This is a genomic window from Paucilactobacillus salsurae (assembly GCF_054784995.1).
In genome coordinates, this window is the sequence record NZ_BAAHWX010000007.1 from 48,833 (window position 1) to 66,633 (window position 17,801).

Annotated in this window: 15 protein-coding genes; 13 read left to right on the forward strand and 2 right to left on the reverse strand. The window is 39.5% G+C overall.

The features are described from left to right. Positions 1-59 precede the first annotated feature (59 nt). Positions 60-464 (forward strand): type II toxin-antitoxin system PemK/MazF family toxin, encoded by a 405-nt coding sequence (locus ACYVQZ_RS07155; protein ID WP_461240721.1) that lies wholly within the window; start codon positions 60-62, stop codon positions 462-464. Positions 465-514: 50 nt separating this feature from the next. Here ACYVQZ_RS07155 and cbpA read toward each other — a convergent pair whose 3' ends face one another. Continuing rightward, a complete protein-coding gene (gene cbpA, locus ACYVQZ_RS07160) occupies positions 515-1,156 on the reverse strand; it encodes a cyclic di-AMP binding protein CbpA (RefSeq protein ID WP_461240722.1) in 642 nt (213 codons plus the stop codon). A 173-nt stretch (positions 1,157-1,329) separates the two neighbouring features. After that, entirely contained in the window at positions 1,330-2,286 is a 957-nt protein-coding gene (locus tag ACYVQZ_RS07165; protein ID WP_461240723.1) for an L-lactate dehydrogenase, read from the reverse strand. A 259-nt stretch (positions 2,287-2,545) separates the two neighbouring features. Between ACYVQZ_RS07165 and pth the strand changes: the two genes are divergently transcribed. The 12 genes from pth (at position 2,546) to lysS (ending at position 17,281) form a co-directional block, all read left to right on the forward strand. Beyond that, positions 2,546-3,103 carry an aminoacyl-tRNA hydrolase gene (gene pth / locus ACYVQZ_RS07170; RefSeq protein ID WP_461240724.1) on the forward strand — a complete coding sequence of 186 codons (558 nt, stop codon included), beginning with the start codon at positions 2,546-2,548 and terminating at the stop codon, positions 3,101-3,103. 13 nt (positions 3,104-3,116) lie between these two features. Then, entirely contained in the window at positions 3,117-6,659 is a 3,543-nt protein-coding gene (gene mfd / locus ACYVQZ_RS07175) for a transcription-repair coupling factor (protein WP_461240725.1), read from the forward strand. Beyond that, on the forward strand, positions 6,634-8,217 hold the full coding sequence (locus tag ACYVQZ_RS07180; RefSeq protein ID WP_461240726.1) for a polysaccharide biosynthesis protein: 1,584 nt from the start codon (positions 6,634-6,636) through the stop codon (positions 8,215-8,217). The genes mfd and ACYVQZ_RS07180 overlap by 26 nt, the downstream gene beginning before the upstream one ends. Continuing rightward, positions 8,214-8,486: an RNA-binding S4 domain-containing protein gene (locus ACYVQZ_RS07185; RefSeq protein ID WP_461240727.1), complete on the forward strand. Its 273-nt coding sequence runs from the start codon at positions 8,214-8,216 to the stop codon at positions 8,484-8,486. The genes ACYVQZ_RS07180 and ACYVQZ_RS07185 overlap by 4 nt, the downstream gene beginning before the upstream one ends. A gap of 114 nt (positions 8,487-8,600) precedes the next feature. Then, positions 8,601-9,008 carry an FtsB family cell division protein gene (locus ACYVQZ_RS07190; protein WP_461240728.1) on the forward strand — a complete coding sequence of 136 codons (408 nt, stop codon included), beginning with the start codon at positions 8,601-8,603 and terminating at the stop codon, positions 9,006-9,008. Between the two features lie 109 nt (positions 9,009-9,117). Then, the gene (locus tag ACYVQZ_RS07195) at positions 9,118-9,600 is read left to right on the forward strand and encodes a S1 domain-containing RNA-binding protein (RefSeq protein WP_461240729.1); all 483 of its coding nucleotides are present in this window, start codon (positions 9,118-9,120) and stop codon (positions 9,598-9,600) included. A gap of 21 nt (positions 9,601-9,621) precedes the next feature. Continuing rightward, the gene (tilS, locus tag ACYVQZ_RS07200; protein WP_461240730.1) at positions 9,622-10,986 is read left to right on the forward strand and encodes a tRNA lysidine(34) synthetase TilS; all 1,365 of its coding nucleotides are present in this window, start codon (positions 9,622-9,624) and stop codon (positions 10,984-10,986) included. 13 nt (positions 10,987-10,999) lie between these two features. Further along, entirely contained in the window at positions 11,000-11,548 is a 549-nt protein-coding gene (gene hpt / locus ACYVQZ_RS07205; RefSeq protein ID WP_461240731.1) for a hypoxanthine phosphoribosyltransferase, read from the forward strand. A gap of 82 nt (positions 11,549-11,630) precedes the next feature. Next, a complete protein-coding gene (gene ftsH / locus ACYVQZ_RS07210; RefSeq protein WP_461240732.1) occupies positions 11,631-13,703 on the forward strand; it encodes an ATP-dependent zinc metalloprotease FtsH in 2,073 nt (690 codons plus the stop codon). A 98-nt stretch (positions 13,704-13,801) separates the two neighbouring features. Then, the gene (gene hslO / locus ACYVQZ_RS07215) at positions 13,802-14,695 is read left to right on the forward strand and encodes an Hsp33 family molecular chaperone HslO (protein ID WP_461240733.1); all 894 of its coding nucleotides are present in this window, start codon (positions 13,802-13,804) and stop codon (positions 14,693-14,695) included. 64 nt (positions 14,696-14,759) lie between these two features. Then, entirely contained in the window at positions 14,760-15,770 is a 1,011-nt protein-coding gene (gene dusB / locus ACYVQZ_RS07220; RefSeq protein WP_461240734.1) for a tRNA dihydrouridine synthase DusB, read from the forward strand. A gap of 20 nt (positions 15,771-15,790) precedes the next feature. Beyond that, complete coding sequence (gene lysS, locus ACYVQZ_RS07225; RefSeq protein ID WP_461240735.1) at positions 15,791-17,281, forward strand: lysine--tRNA ligase; 1,491 nt, start codon at positions 15,791-15,793, stop codon at positions 17,279-17,281. The last annotated feature ends 520 nt before the right edge of the window (positions 17,282-17,801 follow it).

Genomic DNA, 17,801 nt, shown 5'->3' on the forward strand with positions numbered 1-17,801 from the left:
TTAATTTTGTTTCACAGCAAAACAAAGGCAATTAGCTTGATGAGTTGGGAGGTGTTGTGATGGCAAAAGTTGAAATTTTACGGGGCGATGTCTTCTATGCCGATCTGTCGCCAGTCATTGGGTCAGAACAAGGTGGCATGCGACCAGTTCTCATTATTCAAAATGATATTGGAAATCATTATAGTCCGACTGTGATTGTAGCTGCCATCACAGCCCGGATGCAAAAGCCAAAAATGCCGACACATGTGCTGATTGACTCAGAGCATGCTGGTATTGAACGTGATTCTGTGATTTTATTGGAACAAATTAGAACGATTGATAAGCAACGATTAAGAGATCGCGTCACCCATCTTGAAGATAGCATTATGAAGCGTGTTGATCATTCCCTTCAAGTCAGTATCGGCTTACTTAGTCAAAAATCTGAAAATTCACCGCAAAAAGCGGCGAGTAGTACATACCGTTAAAAAGGAAAACAAGTAAAAAGAGTTGTGACTGATTAAAGTCGCAACTCTTTTTATAATGTTGAATGTAAATCTTCTATCTCAGGAACATCAAAGCCTTTACGTTTCAGGGATTTCACTATTTTTTTAAGTTTAGCTTCATCAACATTGGCAGGTAAAGTGAACAAAATACGGCGCATCACATTTGGTTCTTGCAGATCTAATGAAATACAATTTGCAATCGGGCTAAATTTTGTGATGGCTTTAGCCATGGTTACTAATGATCCGCGTTCATCGGGTGTGGTGACAGTTAACACATAACTACCAGCGTGAACATTCCAGCCTTCAGCCAGCATGTTCAATAATTTAGTATGGGTTAAAATACCATAAAATTTGCTTTGTTCGTCTAAGACTGCAATATAGGGAAGGTCTCGAATTGAGAAAAAGACATTGAAAAAAGCGGCATTGACTGAAATAAACTTGGTGGAATTTTTTAAAAGGGTGGTCACTGGTAGTTGCATATCACCGCCACGAGACTTATGGCGATAAATATGCATTTTATAAATATTACCGCGAAAAATTTGACTACTCTGGTCCAGAACAGGGACACAGCGAAAGTCGGATTCTTCTAGTATATTTAGAGCTTGTTCAAGAGTGACATCTTCGTGGAGTGTCGTTAATTGGTCTTTTGTTTTGACCAACGATTTAATTAACATGCAAAAAACCTCGAAATCTTGTTATTAATTTAGTCTACCCATTATCATAGCATACTATCCGTCTTTTTATTAGAAAAAGATGAGAAAAAATCATGAGAAAAAAGCGGAATTTTTTCAGAAAAAAAGCCACAACCAAGCGGTTGTAGCTTTTAAAAATAACTTTACAATTAAAATTATTTGTTAAGGTTAGCCATACCATCTGCAGTAATTTGACGCAATGTAGCAGCTGATTTAGCCATTAAATCTTTTTCACGGTCATCAAGTGGTACTTCAATAACACGATCGAGACCTGAAGCATTGATAACAGCTGGTGTACCAATGAAAATGTCATTTAAACCATATTCGCCTTCAAGTGAAGCACCAACAGGCAATACAGCATTTTCATCACGTAAGATTGCTTTAGTAATACGCATCAATGATGTAGCAACACCATAGAAAGTAGCGCCCTTACGATTGATGATTTCATAAGCTTTATTTCTAGTTTCGTCTTCAATCTTCAATAGATCATCGAATGAAACGCCTGCTTGTTTAGCCAATTCAATGATTGATTTTCCACCAGCATTAGCTGCAGAGTATGCAGCAAATGCTGAATCACCATGTTCACCCATGATATAGGCGTTAACATCACGAGGATCTAAATCAAGCTTCTTAGCCAAAGCAACACGAAGGCGTGATGAATCTAAGGAAGTACCTGAACCGATAACTCTGTTCTTTGGAAATCCTGATAATTTCCAAGTAGCATAAGTTAAGATGTCAACTGGATTAGCAGCGACAAGGAAGATACCATTGAAACCAGAATCAACAACTGGTTGAACAATACTTGATAGAATTTTCAAGTTTTTGTCAACTAAATCAAGACGTGTTTCACCAGGCTTTTGTGGGGCACCAGCAGTAATGACAACTAGGTCAGCATCGCCGCAATCTGAATATTCACCTGAGTAGATTTTCTTTGGGGCAGTAAATACGGTTGCGTCTTCGAGATCAAGCGCATCTCCAACTGTCCGTTCTTTAATCACGTCCACGATGACAAATTCTTCTGCTAAACCTTGTTGTGCCATTGCAAATGCGTAACTAGAACCAACGGCTCCGTCACCGACAAGCACGACTTTTTGATGTTTGTTGTTAGTCACTATAATTCATCCTTTCAAATAACAAATTTCGAACGATACCATTATATCATGAACCACTATAAATTAAGTGAAATATTCAAAAAAATCTGCAAACATAGGGACTATACCATTCACATGGTGTTAAACTAATATATTTCGTTTTCAGACAATCTAGTTTATAATGGTCACCGAATATATGCTGGACGGTTATGTATCCCGTTCGGCTTTTTGGTCGTTTAAAAAATGGCATGAAAGTTAAAAAAATTAGGAGAAAAAAGTAATGAAATTAATTGCAGGTTTGGGTAACATTGGACCACAGTATGACAAAACGAGACATAATACAGGTTTTATGGTAGTTGATGCACTGGCAGATAAGCATAGCTTAACTTTTAAAAGAACCAAGTTTGAGGGCATGGTGGCTGATGGTATGATTAATGGAGAAAAAACTTTAATTGTTAAACCATCCACCTATATGAATGATTCAGGGCGTTGCGTGCAACCATTGATGGATTATTACGACATCGAGCCCACCGATTTGACAGTGGTTCATGATGATATGGATCTACCAATTGGCGCAATTCGGTTGAAGACCCATGGTTCAGCTGGTGGTCATAATGGTATTAAAAGTATTATTAATGCATTAGGAAATCAATATTTTAATCGCGTTAAGGTTGGTATTGATCACCCAGATCGCAGTAAAGTGATTGACTACGTGCTTGGTAAATTTACTACTGCACAGCAAAAACAATTTGCGAATGGTGAAATTGCCGCCGTTAGTGCATTAGAAGATTGGTTAGCAGGGGAAACATTTGATCAATTAATGAATAAGTACAATTAAAAGGGGTAAACCAGTGGAATTAGAAGATTTAATTCGCAATATTCCGGAATATTCACAAATTAAACAAGCGCTGCTGCCCGGCAAACGGCAGTTAATTACGACAATTGTCGGCTCAGCAAGAACCTTACTATTAAGCAGTTTGGCAGAAGAACTAGACGGACCACAGATTGTGATTACGGATAGTTTATTTCACATGCAACAATTAGCTGGTGATTTACTGAATCGACTGCCCGAAGATCAAGTGTATGAGTTCCCTGCAGAAGAACTAGTGGCCGCTGAAGTAGCGACTAGTTCTCCAGATTTTCGGCTGCAACGGGTGGAGGCATTAAATGCACTGCAACAACAGCAAAATTGTATCGTGATTACGTCTGCTTCCGGTCTTAAAAAATTATTACCACAACCAGAAACGTTTGCTCAAGCAGCTTTTAGTATTAATTTAGATAGTGAAATTGATCCACAGCAGATCAGATTGCGTTTAAATGCAATGGGATATGCTTACGAAAAGATGGTAGTTCGACCAGGTGATTTTGCCATTCGCGGGTCAATTATTGACATTTATCCACTCAATATGGATGATCCGGTCAGAATTGATTTATTTGATACTGAAGTGGATTCATTGCGAACATTTGAAGTTAGTTCACAAAAGAGTATTGAAAATATTGAACAGGTCACGGTATTGCCGGCCACTGATTTCATTGCTGATGTGAGTGATTTTGAAGCTATTAGTCAGCAAATGAGTCAACAATTGACTAAAGCCTTAAAAAAGATTGATGACGAAAAAAATCAAGCGAAGCTGCAAAGTACGATTTCACCATTAATCAAACAATTAGACAACCATCATTTAGCTCCAGAAATGATGGAATTTGCTAATCTTGTGTATTCAAAACCGGCATCGTTAATTGACTATTTGCCAGACAATGGCGTGTTATATGTTGACGATTATCAACGGTTATTGGAAACACAAAAACAATTAGATGAAGACGAAGCCCACTGGTTAACCGACCAAGTGGAGACCTATCAGTTATTTTCAACTGCAACCTTAGGGCACGATTTGGAAGCACTCATCAAGGGTGATCATCACGCCCAGGCTTTTTTTGCGATGTTCCAAAAGGGAATGGGACAACTGCGTTTTTCACAGTTAACCGAAATCCCGATGCGCGAAATGCAACAATTTTTCGGTCAAATGCCACTGATGAAAACCGAAATGCAACGGTTTAAAAAACAACAGCAAACGGTTGTGTTAATGATTGCCGATCCCAAACGAGTGGATAAAATTGAAAACACATTGCTCGACTTTGATATTGATGTGACGATTGTCAAAGAAACAGAAATTCAACCAAACATTACCCAAATTATCAATGCCGGGTTACAAAATGGATTTGAATTACCGAGTGCTAATTTGGTTGTGATTACAGAAGCAGAAATGTTCAAACGGGTCACAAAGCGTAAGGTCCGTCATCAAACACTAGCCAATGCCGAACGAATTAAGAGCTACACTGATCTAAAGCCAGGTGATTACGTTGTGCACGTTAACCATGGGATCGGACAATTTAAAGGAATTCAAACCATGGAAGTGGATGGTGTCCATCAAGACTACATGGTGATTGATTATCAAAAAAATGCCCAAATCTTTGTGCCGGTATCACAACTTAACTTAGTGCAAAAATATGTTTCATCTGAATCTAAAACACCACATATTAATAAATTAGGTGGTAATGAATGGGCTAAAACTAAACGACGCGTTGCCGAAAAAATTGAAGACATCGCCGACGAGTTGGTTGATTTATATGCGCAACGAGCAGCTCAGACAGGCTATGCGTTTCCTAAAGATGATGACTATCAATTAGAATTTGAAAATGATTTTCCATATACGGAAACGCCCGATCAACTGCGCAGTAGTGAAGAAATTAAACATGATATGGAAAAAAGCAAACCAATGGATCGGCTATTAGTCGGGGATGTGGGATATGGTAAAACCGAGGTGGCGCTCCGTGCTGCATTTAAAGCAGTTGAAGCAGGAAAACAAGTGGCATTTTTAGTGCCAACCACGATTTTGGCTCAACAACATTTTGATACAATGTCTGCGCGCTTTGAAGGATATCCCGTCACCATTGGCTTAATGTCACGTTTTAAAACAGCTAAACAGGTTCGTGAAACAGAACGCGAATTGGAAAATGGTCAGTGTGATATCGTGGTCGGGACACATAAAATTTTGTCTAAAAACATTAAATTTCATGATTTGGGTCTGTTGATTATTGACGAAGAACAACGGTTTGGCGTTAAACACAAGGAAAGATTGAAGCAATTAAAATCAAATGTAGATGTTTTAACATTGACAGCAACCCCAATTCCGCGAACGCTCCACATGTCAATGCTAGGCGTGCGTGATTTGTCAGTCATTGAAACGCCGCCAGCAGGACGATTTCCAATTCAGACATATGTCATGGAACAAAATGCTGGGGCCTTGCGCGATGGCGTGATGCGCGAAATGCAACGCGGTGGTCAAGTGTATTACTTGCATAATCGCGTCGCCGATATTGAAAAAACGGTGAGCCAAATTTCAGCCCTCATCCCAGAAGCGCGCGTGGGTTATATTCATGGTCAAATGTCAGAAGCTCAACTAGAGGGTATTTTATATGACTTTATTCGTGGCGAATACGATGTGTTGGTCACAACATCAATCATTGAAACTGGGGTTGATATCTCTAACGTGAATACCCTATTTGTGGAAGATGCTGATCGAATGGGATTAGCACAACTTTACCAGATTCGTGGACGCATTGGCCGGAGTAACCGTGTCGCATATGCCTACTTTATGTATCAAGCGAATAAAGTGTTGACCGAAGTTAGTGAAAAACGATTAGCTGCGATTCGTGACTTTACCGAACTAGGATCCGGTTTTAAAATTGCGATGCGTGATTTATCAATTCGCGGTGCGGGTAATTTATTAGGAAAACAACAGCACGGTTTTATTGATTCTGTCGGATACGATCTGTATTCACAAATGTTAGCTGACGCGGTGAAGAAAAAGCGCGGCGAACATGTGGTTAACAAGTCGGATACCGAAATTGAAATTGGTGTGGAAGCATACTTACCAAGTGACTACATTGAAGATCAACGTCAAAAAATTGAAATGTATAAAGAAATTCGGCGCATTGATAATGCTGACGAACTCATGCAAATTCAAGGTGACCTGATTGATCGATATGGAGAATATCCACAACAAGTCGCTAATTTACTCGAGATCGGGAAACTAAAATTCTATGCTGACTTAGCATTATTGACGCGCATTCGTCGTCAAAAAGACAATATTTTTGTGACGATGTCAGCACAAGGCAGTGAGCAGATTAATTCCCGTGAAGTATTAAAGAATCTGTCGTTGACTAAATTTAGAGCGGCAGTTAATCAAGAAGAAGACCATTTAGTGGTCAAATTAGTGATTCAACCAAAAATGACGCAACAAGATTGGTTAGATCAATTAATTACCTTTGTGGCGGCTTTAGCCGACCAACTGCAAGCAGGAGAAACTAATGAAAAAGACACCACGACTGCATAAAATTTTAAATGGCGCCCTTATTTTGTCATTAGCTTCATTGATCGCCAAACTATTAAGTGCGGTTTACCGCATTCCCTTACAAAATTTGGTGGGCAACACGGGTTTTTATGTGTATCAGCAAGTGTACCCGCTATATGGCATTGGCGTTAGTCTGGCACTCAGTGGCTTGCCAGTTTATATTTCCAAAGTGATTGCTCAATCACGGCCAGAAAATCAAATGGCACTAGCTAAACAGTTGTTCAAATGTTTAGCGGTAATTGGAATTATTTTAATGATTGGCTGTTGGCTCTTTGCACCACAATTGGCGCTAGCAATGGGCGATGAAAACTTAAAGCTCCCCATTCGAGCAGTGGCACTGATGTTTGTCTGGTTGCCATTTTTAGCTGTCGGACGTGGATTAGAACAGGGCCGTTATCAAATGGCGCCCACGGCCATTTCTCAACTGGTTGAACAAGTATTTCGCGTCTCAATTGTGATTGCCGTGGCTGTTTTATTTGTGCCCATGAAGTGGTCTATTTACCAAATGGGTTTTTATGCCATGTTAAGTGCGTTTGTGGCCCAAGCTGCGGCTAGTATTAGCCTAAGAAAAGCTTGGTTACCAATTTTAAGAACGCATACCCGCTCAGACATTAAGTGGACGACTGTCTTACAAAAATTACTGACGCAAGGGATGATTGTCTGTTTATTTGCGGCGATGATGGTGTTACTACAACTGGTGGATTCGTTTACAGTTTATCGTGGCTTGTTGAACCAAGGCCTATCTGATGAAGTTGCTAGACAACTTAAGGGAATTTATGACCGTAATCAACCGCTCTTACAACTGGGACTAGTCATTGCAACATCGTTTAGTGCGGCCATTTTACCGGCACTTAGTCAGACTTTTGTCAGAGGTCAGATGCTTCAATTTAAGCGCATCTTGCAAGCTTTAGTTCATGTATCGGTGACCATTGCGAGTTTGGCAACTTGCGGTTTAATTGTTTTAATGCCGCAAATTAATCAACTATTATTTGTCGACCGCAGTCAAGTATTAACATTACAGGTGAGCGTTATTAGCATTTTGTTAGCGTCGATGGTCAATGTGTACAGTGCGGTATTGCAAAGTATCAATTACTTTAATCTCACCGTCTATGCTTTAGTTGCAGGGATCATTGCCAAAGTAGGCTTGAATTATATTTTAGTGACAAAGTTAGGCATTATTGGTGCGAGCACGACGACGGTCATCAGCCTCATGGTGATGTTGATTATTGTGCTTGGTGCAATCCTAAAGCAACAGTTGCCAACAGGGTTAAAAGTTGGATTTATTAGTAAACTGATTGCTGTCAATGTTGTCATGATGATAGTGGCAGCAGTTGTTAAATATTTCCTAGAACAACTATTGGGAGTATCACGGCCGGCAATGCTTGGCGTGGTGTTTGGTACCATTTTGGTTGCCATTGTGGTAGTGGGTTTGACAGCTTGGCAATTACATTTATTTACAATTGCAGAATTAGTGACCATTCCGGGTGGTAAACACGTGTTAAAATTAATTAAACGAGTGGAAAATAGGAGAACATCATGAGACTAGATAAATTTTTAAAAGTATCACGCATTATTAAACGACGCTCCGTAGCTAAGGAAATTTCAGATCAAGGTCGGATTATGGTCAATGACCGAGTTGCCAAATCATCCAGCAACGTTAGCGTTGGTGATCAATTGATCATTAAATTTGGTAATAAGACAGAAACCATTGAAATTTTGAACATTTTTGAAACAACTAAAAAAGATGAAGCACAACAAATGTACCGGATTGTCGACGAGCAGTACGAACAAGATTTTCGCCACAAATAAAATTAGTTATAAACAGGGTAAAGTTCCGATAAGAACGCAAATTGTTATAGACAAATAATCGGGTGATTGCTATAATCGAACTATTATGAAAGGTTAAGGGGAGTAATCACTATTATGCAAAATCGTGGCAAGGTTTCACAACTGCATACAACATATTCGCAACAAGTGTTTGAAGAAGAGCAATCTAAAGATGCGCTTCGCAAGCAATTGATGACGATTCGCAAAAAAAGATTCTATGGCATTATTAGTGTCTTTTTGGTCTTTGTGCTGTTCTTTGGTATTCAAATTATCCAGAGTAAGGCCAGTTTGCATCATGTGAATACTCAGATTACCCAGAGCCAAACGAAGTTAAAAAATACGAAGAAACAAAATACAAAATTAGCCGGGCAAGTGAAACTGTTAAATGACGATGATTATTTACAAAAAGTCATTCGCCAAAAGTATTACTATGCTAAAGATGGCGAAACAGTTTACAATTTGCCAACTAGTGAAAAAACAATGAATACCGCTAATCAAAAGTAAAAAATTAACACAAATTAAAACAACCGGTTACTCGCAGTTTTGCGGTAGCGGTTGTTTTTAGTTATGTGCTATACTCAACTTACAATATTCAAGGAGGAACTTCTTTTTCATGTCAATCGAAGTAGGTTCAATTGTTTCGGGTAAGGTTTCGGGGATTACAAATTTTGGTGCGTTCGTTGATTTAGACGACCACAAGACTGGGTTAGTTCATATCAGTCAAGTATCAAATAGTTTTGTCAAAGATATTCATGATGTGTTATCCGTTGGTGATGAGGTTAAAGTTAAAGTAGTCTCAATTGGCGACGACGGTAAGATTGCTTTATCAATCAAAGCAACTGAAGAACGTCCTGCACAGCCAGAACATGCGCATGCAAGCCACCGTCCAGCAAATAACGGCCATTTCAATCATCGCGCTGATAACAATCATCGTCCTAGCCAGTCATCCTCGGCTAACCATTCAGCTCCTCAAAAAGAAAAAGATGATTTTGATTCAATGCTTTCAGGTTTCTTGAAGGAAAGTGAATCTAGATTATCTACAATTAGAAGAAACACAGAAGGAAAACGTGGCGGTCGTGGTGGTCGACGCAGTTAATTACGTTTAGGAAATTACACAATGGATGAAAAAATCAGTCAGCAATTTTATCAAAATTTAGATAAACAAGGTTTTTTCCATGCAGATCAAACCGCTATTGTGGCGGTATCCACCGGTGTTGACTCAATGACCTTATTGACGATGCTCATGAACCTGAAACGAGACAAGCCACACATGGTTGTCGCGCATATGAATCATGAGCTTCGAGAGCAAAGTGTCGCAGAAGAGCAATATTTACGTGAATTTTGTCGGCAACATGGTTTGAAGTTAGAAGTAGCGCACTGGCCGAAAAACGATCATCCACAAAAAGGAATTGAAGCTGCAGCCAGAGAACAGCGCTATACTTTTTTTGCGAAATTGATGAATGAGTATCAGGCTAAATTTTTATTAACGGCGCACCATTTAAATGATCAAATTGAAACGACGTTAATGAAATTTGTGCGTGGTGGTCAATTACATCAGTTGCTGGGGATGCAGCCTAATCGACCATTTGGTAATGGTCTTTTGATTCGCCCGCTACTTTCGTTTACGAAAGCAGAATTGACAGATTATGCCAAAGAAAAACATGTTGATTGGTTTGAAGATGTCACGAATCAGGACTTAACAATTCAAAGAAACAGGTTCAGGCACCAAATTGTGCCTGAACTTAGTGCCGAGAATGCACAATTTCTACACCATTTTGAAGACTATCAAGATCAACTAAAAACGGTGCTAGAGATCGTATCACAGACAGTGACAAAAAGTTACCACAAAGTAGTGGATCCGCCATTGCTGCTCAATGTTCCCAAATTTAATGCGGTTGCCCAAAATCAACAAAAGTTGATTTTACAGAATTGGCTATCTGATCATCATATTCAGAGATACCCGAACCGTTTGCTTGATGAAATGCAACAATTGCTTTTAAATAATGGCAAACCACAGGGTAAAGTTTTGATTGGTACCGATTATGAAATGGTAAAACGCTACCAAGTGGCAAGCGTTCAGGAAAGACAATTGTCGACAGGTGTAGCAGTGTTGTCTGATACACAGATCGCGCCAATCAATCAATGGTTAACGGTTCAAGATATGAAAATTGGTATTTTTGAACAGCCACCAGCTCAACCGGATACTGTGATGACACAGTTATGGTTACCACCTAAGGCCTTCCCATTGCAGCTTCGTTTATGGCACGCAAATGATGCTATTCGGCTGAAGGGTGATCAACATCAAAAAGTGCGCCGGATCTTAATTGATCATAAGGTACCAACTGAAGAGCGACAAACACAGCCTGTGATTGTCACCCAACAAGATCAAATTATCTGGATTGTGGGACAAAAGTTTAGTTGGTTTAAACGACCAGACGATTATCAAACAAGTTGGAAATCGGTATTATTTTGTACTCGATAATAAGGAGAAAAAAATGAACAACGATATTGAACGTGTTTTATATAGTAGAGATGATATCAGAAAAGCAGCCGTTCGCCTTGGTAAAGAGCTCACAGCTGATTACCAAGGTAAGAAACCAGTCATTATTTCTGTTTTAAAAGGCGCCATTTTATTTACGGTTGATGTCATTAAGGAAATGGACGTTTATGCCCAACTGGATTTTATTGATGTCTCGAGCTATCACGGCGGGACAGAATCTAGCGGTAGTATCGATTTATTACATGATTTGACCACGGATATTGCTGGACGCGATATCCTGATTATCGAAGATATTATTGACACTGGTCGAACATTAAAATATCTGAAAGATTTACTCATGCAACGCCATGCGCAAGAAGTTAAAGTTTGTACTTTATTAGATAAACCTGAGGGTCGCTTGGTGGATGTCAAAGCGGATTATATTGGCTTTGACGTGCCAAATGAGTTCGTGGTTGGCTACGGACTTGATTATCAAGAGCTTTATCGCAATTTACCATATGTTGGCGTTTTGAAACCAGAAGTATACACACAGACAGGCCGATAAAATAATAGTCAGGAATAGTCAACTGTGCTATGATAATTTTCATCAAGCATATTGGCGGTATGCGCTGAGATAGGAGGCAGCTATGAATAACAATAAGAGAAATGGATTTTCCAGAAATGTTCTCTTTTATGCGGTGATTTTACTTAGCATCATGGGAATTGCATACTTTTTCTTTGGTGGTAATAATTCATCAACGCAATCAGCGGATATTCGACAAAGTACGTTTATCTCGCAATTAAAAGATAAAAAAATTAAGAGCTTTGAAATGCAGCCAAGTGGTGGTGTTTACAAGATTACAGGTCATTATAAAAAGGCCCAATCAAGTAATTCCAACACAGGGTTTGCCATCGGCGGTACGCATCAAAGCAAAGTCAATAGCTTTGAAACTTCCGTTTTACAAAGTGATGTGACAATTAGTCAGTTGCAAAAATATGCACAGGCTAATAACGTCAAAATGTCAACTAAGGCAGAAGAGTCAAGTGGTTTTTGGGTAAACATGCTGATTTATGTTCTCCCACTAGTCATCATGATTTTCTTCTTCTATATGATGATGGGTCAAGCTGGCCAAGGTGGCGGCGGTGGCCGTGGCGTGATGAACTTTGGTAAGTCCAAAGCGAAACCTTCTGATTCGAAGCAAAACAAGATTCGTTTCTCTGACGTTGCTGGTGAAGAAGAAGAAAAACAAGAATTGGTCGAGGTCGTTGAATTTCTTAAGGATCCGAAAAAGTTCTTGTCACTGGGTGCCAGAATTCCATCTGGGGTTCTTCTTGAGGGACCTCCTGGTACCGGTAAAACCTTGTTAGCTAAAGCGGTAGCGGGTGAAGCTGGCGTACCATTTTATTCGATTTCAGGTTCTGATTTCGTTGAAATGTTTGTCGGTGTCGGTGCTAGCCGTGTCCGTGATTTATTCGAAAATGCGAAAAAAACTGCCCCATCAATTATCTTTATTGATGAAATTGATGCGGTGGGACGTCAACGTGGTGCCGGCATGGGTGGTGGCCATGATGAACGTGAACAAACATTGAACCAATTGTTGGTTGAAATGGATGGATTTAATGGTGACGAAGGTGTCATTGTGATGGCTGCCACTAACCGTTCTGACGTGTTGGATCCAGCTTTGCTTCGTCCGGGTCGTTTTGATCGTAAGATCTTAGTTGGCCGCCCAGATGTTAAGGGTCGTGAAGCAATCTTAAAAGTGCATGCTAAGAACAAGCCATTATCAACAAACGTTGATTTGAAAGAAATTGCCAAACAAACCCCTGGATTCGTTGGTGCCGATTTGGAAAACTTATTGAACGAAGCTGCGCTATTAGCGGCTCGTCGTAATAAGAAGCAAATTGATGCAGCTGATTTAGATGAAGCAGAAGACCGTGTTATTGCAGGACCAGCTAAACGAGATCGTGTTATTTCAAAGAAAGAACGCGAAACAGTGGCTTACCACGAAGCTGGGCACACAATTGTCGGGTTAGTCTTAAACGATGCACGTGTCGTGCATAAAGTTACGATTGTACCGCGGGGTCGTGCAGGTGGTTATGCAATTATGCTGCCACGTGAAGATCAAATGTTGATGTCTAAAAAAGATGCGATGGAACAAATCGCTGGCTTGATGGGTGGTCGTGCAGCTGAAGAAATTATCTTTGACTCACAATCATCTGGCGCATCAAATGACTTTGAACAAGCAACCCAAATTGCGCGGGCAATGGTCACTCAATATGGAATGAGCGATAAGTTGGGTGAAGTTCAATTAGAAGGCGGCGGTCAACCATTTATGGGTCGTCAATATGGACAATCACCAGCTTACTCAGAGTCAACGGCAACATTAATCGATGAAGAGGTTCGTCGTATTTCAAATGAAGGCCACAAAGAAGCTCATGATATTATTGAAAGTCACCGTGAACAACATAAAGTAATCGCAGAAGCCTTGTTGAAATATGAAACATTGGATGAAAAACAAATCCTTAGTTTGTTCAAGACAGGTGAAATGCCAACTGAAGTTCATGATGATGCAGAACAAGAAGATCGTGCTAAAACGTTTGAAGAATCTAAACGTGAATTAGAGCGTAAAGAAGCACAACGTCATAGTGAAACAGAAGAGAATCTAGCTGATCAACAATCATCTGATACAAATGATGATGACGATGATGACGTAAAATAAAATAGATTTTTATGAAGGATTGGTGCAAAATTGAGTGCATCAATCCTTTATTTTGTTACAATATAAAGAATAGTGTTTCTAATTTAGGAGAAATTAGCATGCAGAGAAAAGATTATCTGGTTAAAAGTATTATTAATAACGGCATGTTTCGGGCATACGTAGTTGATGCAACACAAACTGTGTCCGAAGCTCAACAACGGCATGATACTTGGAGTGCAGCATCAGCAGCTTTGGGGCGTAGCTTAGTTGGAACATTGCTATTATCGTCATCAGTTTTAAAAGGTGACGAAAAAATGACGGTAAAAATCCAGGGTGGCGGCCCAGTTGGTGGCATTGTCGTGGACGGTAATGCCAATGGGACTGTGAAGGGCTATTTACAGCATCCACATGTGCACTTGCCATTGAACATGAAACATAAAATTGACGTCGCCCAGGCGGTCGGTAACCAAGGCTTTTTGTCGGTCACCAAAGATCTAGGCGTGGGTGATCCATTTACTGGACAAGTTGCGCTGGTTTCAGGTGAATTAGGTGAAGACTTTACCTATTACTTAGCACAATCTGAACAAATTCCGTCAGCAGTGGGTTTGTCAGTATTTGTTAATAACGACAATACAATTGACGTCGCTGGTGGCTTTTTAATTCAAGTGATGCCAGAGGCCAGTGATGAAGAAATTGATCAGTTAGAAAAACGGATTCAGGACATGCCATTAGTGTCAGAATTATTACGTCAAAAAAAGAGTCCCGAAGATATTTTGCAACAACTTTTTCCAGACGAAACTGTTAAAATTGTTGATCGCATGCCTGTTAGCTTTAAATGTGATTGTTCAAAGGAGCGGTTTGCAGAGTTGTTAGCAAGTATTCCACGTGCTGATATGGAAGCGATGATTAATGAAGACCATCATGCGCAGGTGGTATGTCATTTTTGCGGTAATAAATATGAGTACAGTGATGCAGAATTGAAAAAAATTTTAATTCAAATGAAAACAAACTAAAATTGTGCAATAAAGTCGTTGTATGCTAAGATAGTCAACGCATATGAAGTAGTGAGGTGGAAACATGGAATGGAAAATTGGCGATATTAAAATTCCCAATCAAGTGGTCGTTGCGCCAATGGCTGGTGTGACAAATAGCGCTTTTCGCGTGATTTGTAAGGAATTTGGTGCCGGATATGTGGTCTGCGAAATGATTTCAGATCGTGGCATTATGTATCACAATAAAAAAACATTGTCGATGATGTCAGTTGAAGAAGTTGAACACCCAATGGGGATTCAAATTTTTGGCGGCACCAAAGAAACTTTAGTTGAAGGAGCAAAATTTGTTGATCAACACACCGAAGCTGATGTGATTGATATCAACATGGGCTGCCCAGTTAACAAAGTGGTAAAAACAGAAGCTGGGGCTCGTTGGTTACTAGATCCTAAAAAAGTGTATGAAATGGTTTCCTATGTGACCGACGCTGTGAAAAAACCGGTAACGGTTAAAATGCGTACCGGCTGGGATAGCGATCATGTATTTGCTGTCGAAAATGCATTGGCAGCACAAAAAGCTGGTGCTGCTGCACTGGCAATGCACGGTCGTACACGAAAACAAATGTACACTGGTAAAGCAGACTGGAACATTTTAAAACAAGTTGCTGATGAATTGACCATTCCGTTCATGGCAAACGGGGATGTTCGGAGTCCTGAAGATGCCAAACAAATTTTGGAACAAACTGGTGCAGATGCGGTGATGATTGGCCGTGCAGCAATGGGCAATCCTTGGATGCTGCAACAGACTGAACATTACTTGGCTACTGGTGAACTTTTGCCAGAAGTTACACCACAAAAGAAAGTGGCCATTGCCAAAGAACACGTGACTCGCTTAGTTGATTTAAAGGGCGAGCATGTTGGTGTTCGTGAATTTAGAGGACAAGCAACGTATTATTTAAAAGGAATTCCACGTTCAGCTAAGGCAAAAGCAGCCTTAATGGAAGCCGAAACATTAGCGGAGATGAATGAAATCTTTGATCGGTTTGTTACCGAAACAAATGAAAGAATGCAAAAGAGAGCCTTACGTCAGGCACAATAATTATTGGAGGAATGTAGAGAATGGCACACGAACAAGAAATGAATGATCAATTAAAAGTTCGTCGCGAAAAAATGAATGAACTGCGTGACAACGGCATTGATCCGTTTGGACATCGCTTTGAACGTGATTATTTAGCACACCAAATTCATGACGAATTTGGTGAAATGGATAAAGAAGAACTTGAAAAGCTTAACAAAAAGGTCACGATTGCGGGTCGTATGGTATCTAAACGTGGGAAAGGTAAAGTTGGATTTGCTGATTTTCTTGATCGCAGTGGCCGCGTGCAGGTCTATCTACGTAAAGATATTTTAGGCGAAGATACCTATCATATTTTTAAGCGCGCCGATATTGGTGACTTTTTAGGAATTACTGGTGATGTCATTAAGACAGATACTGGTGAATTGACTGTTCGTGCCGAATCGTTGACATTTTTGTCAAAAGCGTTACGGCCATTGCCCGATAAGTATCATGGATTACAAAACCAAGAACAAATTTATCGCCAAAGATATTTGGATTTGATTGCTAATCCTGACAGTTTCAAACGTTTTGAACAACGTAGTAAAATTATTAGTGCGATCCGCAGCTATTTAGATCAAAATGGATTTACAGAAGTTGAAACGCCAGTTCTTCATAACCAAGCCGGTGGGGCAAGTGCCCGTCCATTTATCACACATCATAATGCTTTGGATATTGATTTATATCTTCGTATCGCTCTTGAACTTCACTTAAAGCGTTTGATTGTCGGTGGCATGGAACGTGTTTATGAAATTGGTCGTGTCTTTAGAAATGAAGGAATGGATACTAAACATAATCCTGAATTCACCATGTTGGAAAGTTACGTTGCCTACTTTGATTTCCATGATGTGATGGATGAAACAGAAGGAATTTTTAAAGCGGCTGCTAAAGTTGTGTCAAATGACGGTAAGATTAACTATCAAGGCACGGAAATTGATTTACACCAAGACTTTGAACGTATTCACATGGTTGATGCCATCAAGAAGTATACGGGTATTGATTTCTGGCCAGAAATGTCTTTGGAACAAGCACAAAAATTAGCCGATGAACACCATGTTCACTATGAAAGCTATTGGCAAGTTGGTCATATCATTAATGAATTCTTCGAACAGTTTGTTCAAGAAAAATTAACGCAACCAACGTTTGTGTATGGACATCCAATTGAAATTTCACCATTGGCAAAGAAAAATGCAGATGATCCTCGTTTCACTGATCGATTTGAACTGTATATCATTGGTAATGAATTTGCGAATGCCTTTACAGAATTAAATGATCCAATTGATCAACGTCAAAGATTTGAAGCACAAGCTGCTGAGCGTGAAGCAGGGAATGATGAAGCAGAAGGAATCGATGAAGACTTCATTGAAGCACTTGAATATGGAATGCCACCAACGGGTGGTCTGGGCATTGGAATTGATCGCTTAACCATGTTGTTGACGGATAGTGCCTCAATTCGAGATGTTATCTTATTCCCAACGATGCGTCCTGAAGATTAGAATTAGATGAAAGACTGATTTGTGTCAGTCTTTTTTTATTTCCATTAATTTTGACTGGTGGAAAAGTATTTCTGTATTTTGATATATAATCGTTGAAATAATGGCAGCTAAAGTGGAAAAATCCGAACAAGCAAAGTAATTAAAAAGCAGTCATTCGTGAATAGGGAAATTAAAGTTCAACTTATAATTCATATAATTAATTTTTTTGATTAAAATTTGTTCATAATGATGAAAAACGATTGACGGAAGCAGGCTACGTTTGCTATATTAATAAAGCTGTTTCGTAAGACGGATGTCAAAAAATGTTCTAAAATTAATGGTTAAAAATGATTGACACATGATTTTGAACATGGTAATCTAGTATACGTTGTCGCAAGGACAGCAACGAACAAAGTAGACCTTTGAAAACTGAATAAAGTTTCGACGAATCAAATGTGCAGGGCTCTTAAAACGTAGATTTTAAGAGAAATAACATTTGCGAAGTCAATTCGCTAAAAGCAACAAATAAAAAGAGCTATTC

What these genes read in the sequence shown, in the direction of transcription:
- ACYVQZ_RS07155 (WP_461240721.1), top strand. Translation starts at nt 60, where the DNA reads ATGGCAAAAGTTGAAATTTTACGGGGCGATGTCTTCTATGCCGATCTG.
- cbpA (WP_461240722.1), bottom strand. Translation starts at nt 1,156, where the DNA reads ATGTTAATTAAATCGTTGGTCAAAACAAAAGACCAATTAACGACACTC.
- pth (WP_461240724.1), top strand. Translation starts at nt 2,546, where the DNA reads ATGAAATTAATTGCAGGTTTGGGTAACATTGGACCACAGTATGACAAA.
- ACYVQZ_RS07180 (WP_461240726.1), top strand. Translation starts at nt 6,634, where the DNA reads ATGAAAAAGACACCACGACTGCATAAAATTTTAAATGGCGCCCTTATT.
- ACYVQZ_RS07185 (WP_461240727.1), top strand. Translation starts at nt 8,214, where the DNA reads ATGAGACTAGATAAATTTTTAAAAGTATCACGCATTATTAAACGACGC.
- ACYVQZ_RS07190 (WP_461240728.1), top strand. Translation starts at nt 8,601, where the DNA reads ATGCAAAATCGTGGCAAGGTTTCACAACTGCATACAACATATTCGCAA.
- ACYVQZ_RS07195 (WP_461240729.1), top strand. Translation starts at nt 9,118, where the DNA reads ATGTCAATCGAAGTAGGTTCAATTGTTTCGGGTAAGGTTTCGGGGATT.
- tilS (WP_461240730.1), top strand. Translation starts at nt 9,622, where the DNA reads ATGGATGAAAAAATCAGTCAGCAATTTTATCAAAATTTAGATAAACAA.
- hpt (WP_461240731.1), top strand. Translation starts at nt 11,000, where the DNA reads ATGAACAACGATATTGAACGTGTTTTATATAGTAGAGATGATATCAGA.
- ftsH (WP_461240732.1), top strand. Translation starts at nt 11,631, where the DNA reads ATGAATAACAATAAGAGAAATGGATTTTCCAGAAATGTTCTCTTTTAT.
- hslO (WP_461240733.1), top strand. Translation starts at nt 13,802, where the DNA reads ATGCAGAGAAAAGATTATCTGGTTAAAAGTATTATTAATAACGGCATG.
- dusB (WP_461240734.1), top strand. Translation starts at nt 14,760, where the DNA reads ATGGAATGGAAAATTGGCGATATTAAAATTCCCAATCAAGTGGTCGTT.
- lysS (WP_461240735.1), top strand. Translation starts at nt 15,791, where the DNA reads ATGGCACACGAACAAGAAATGAATGATCAATTAAAAGTTCGTCGCGAA.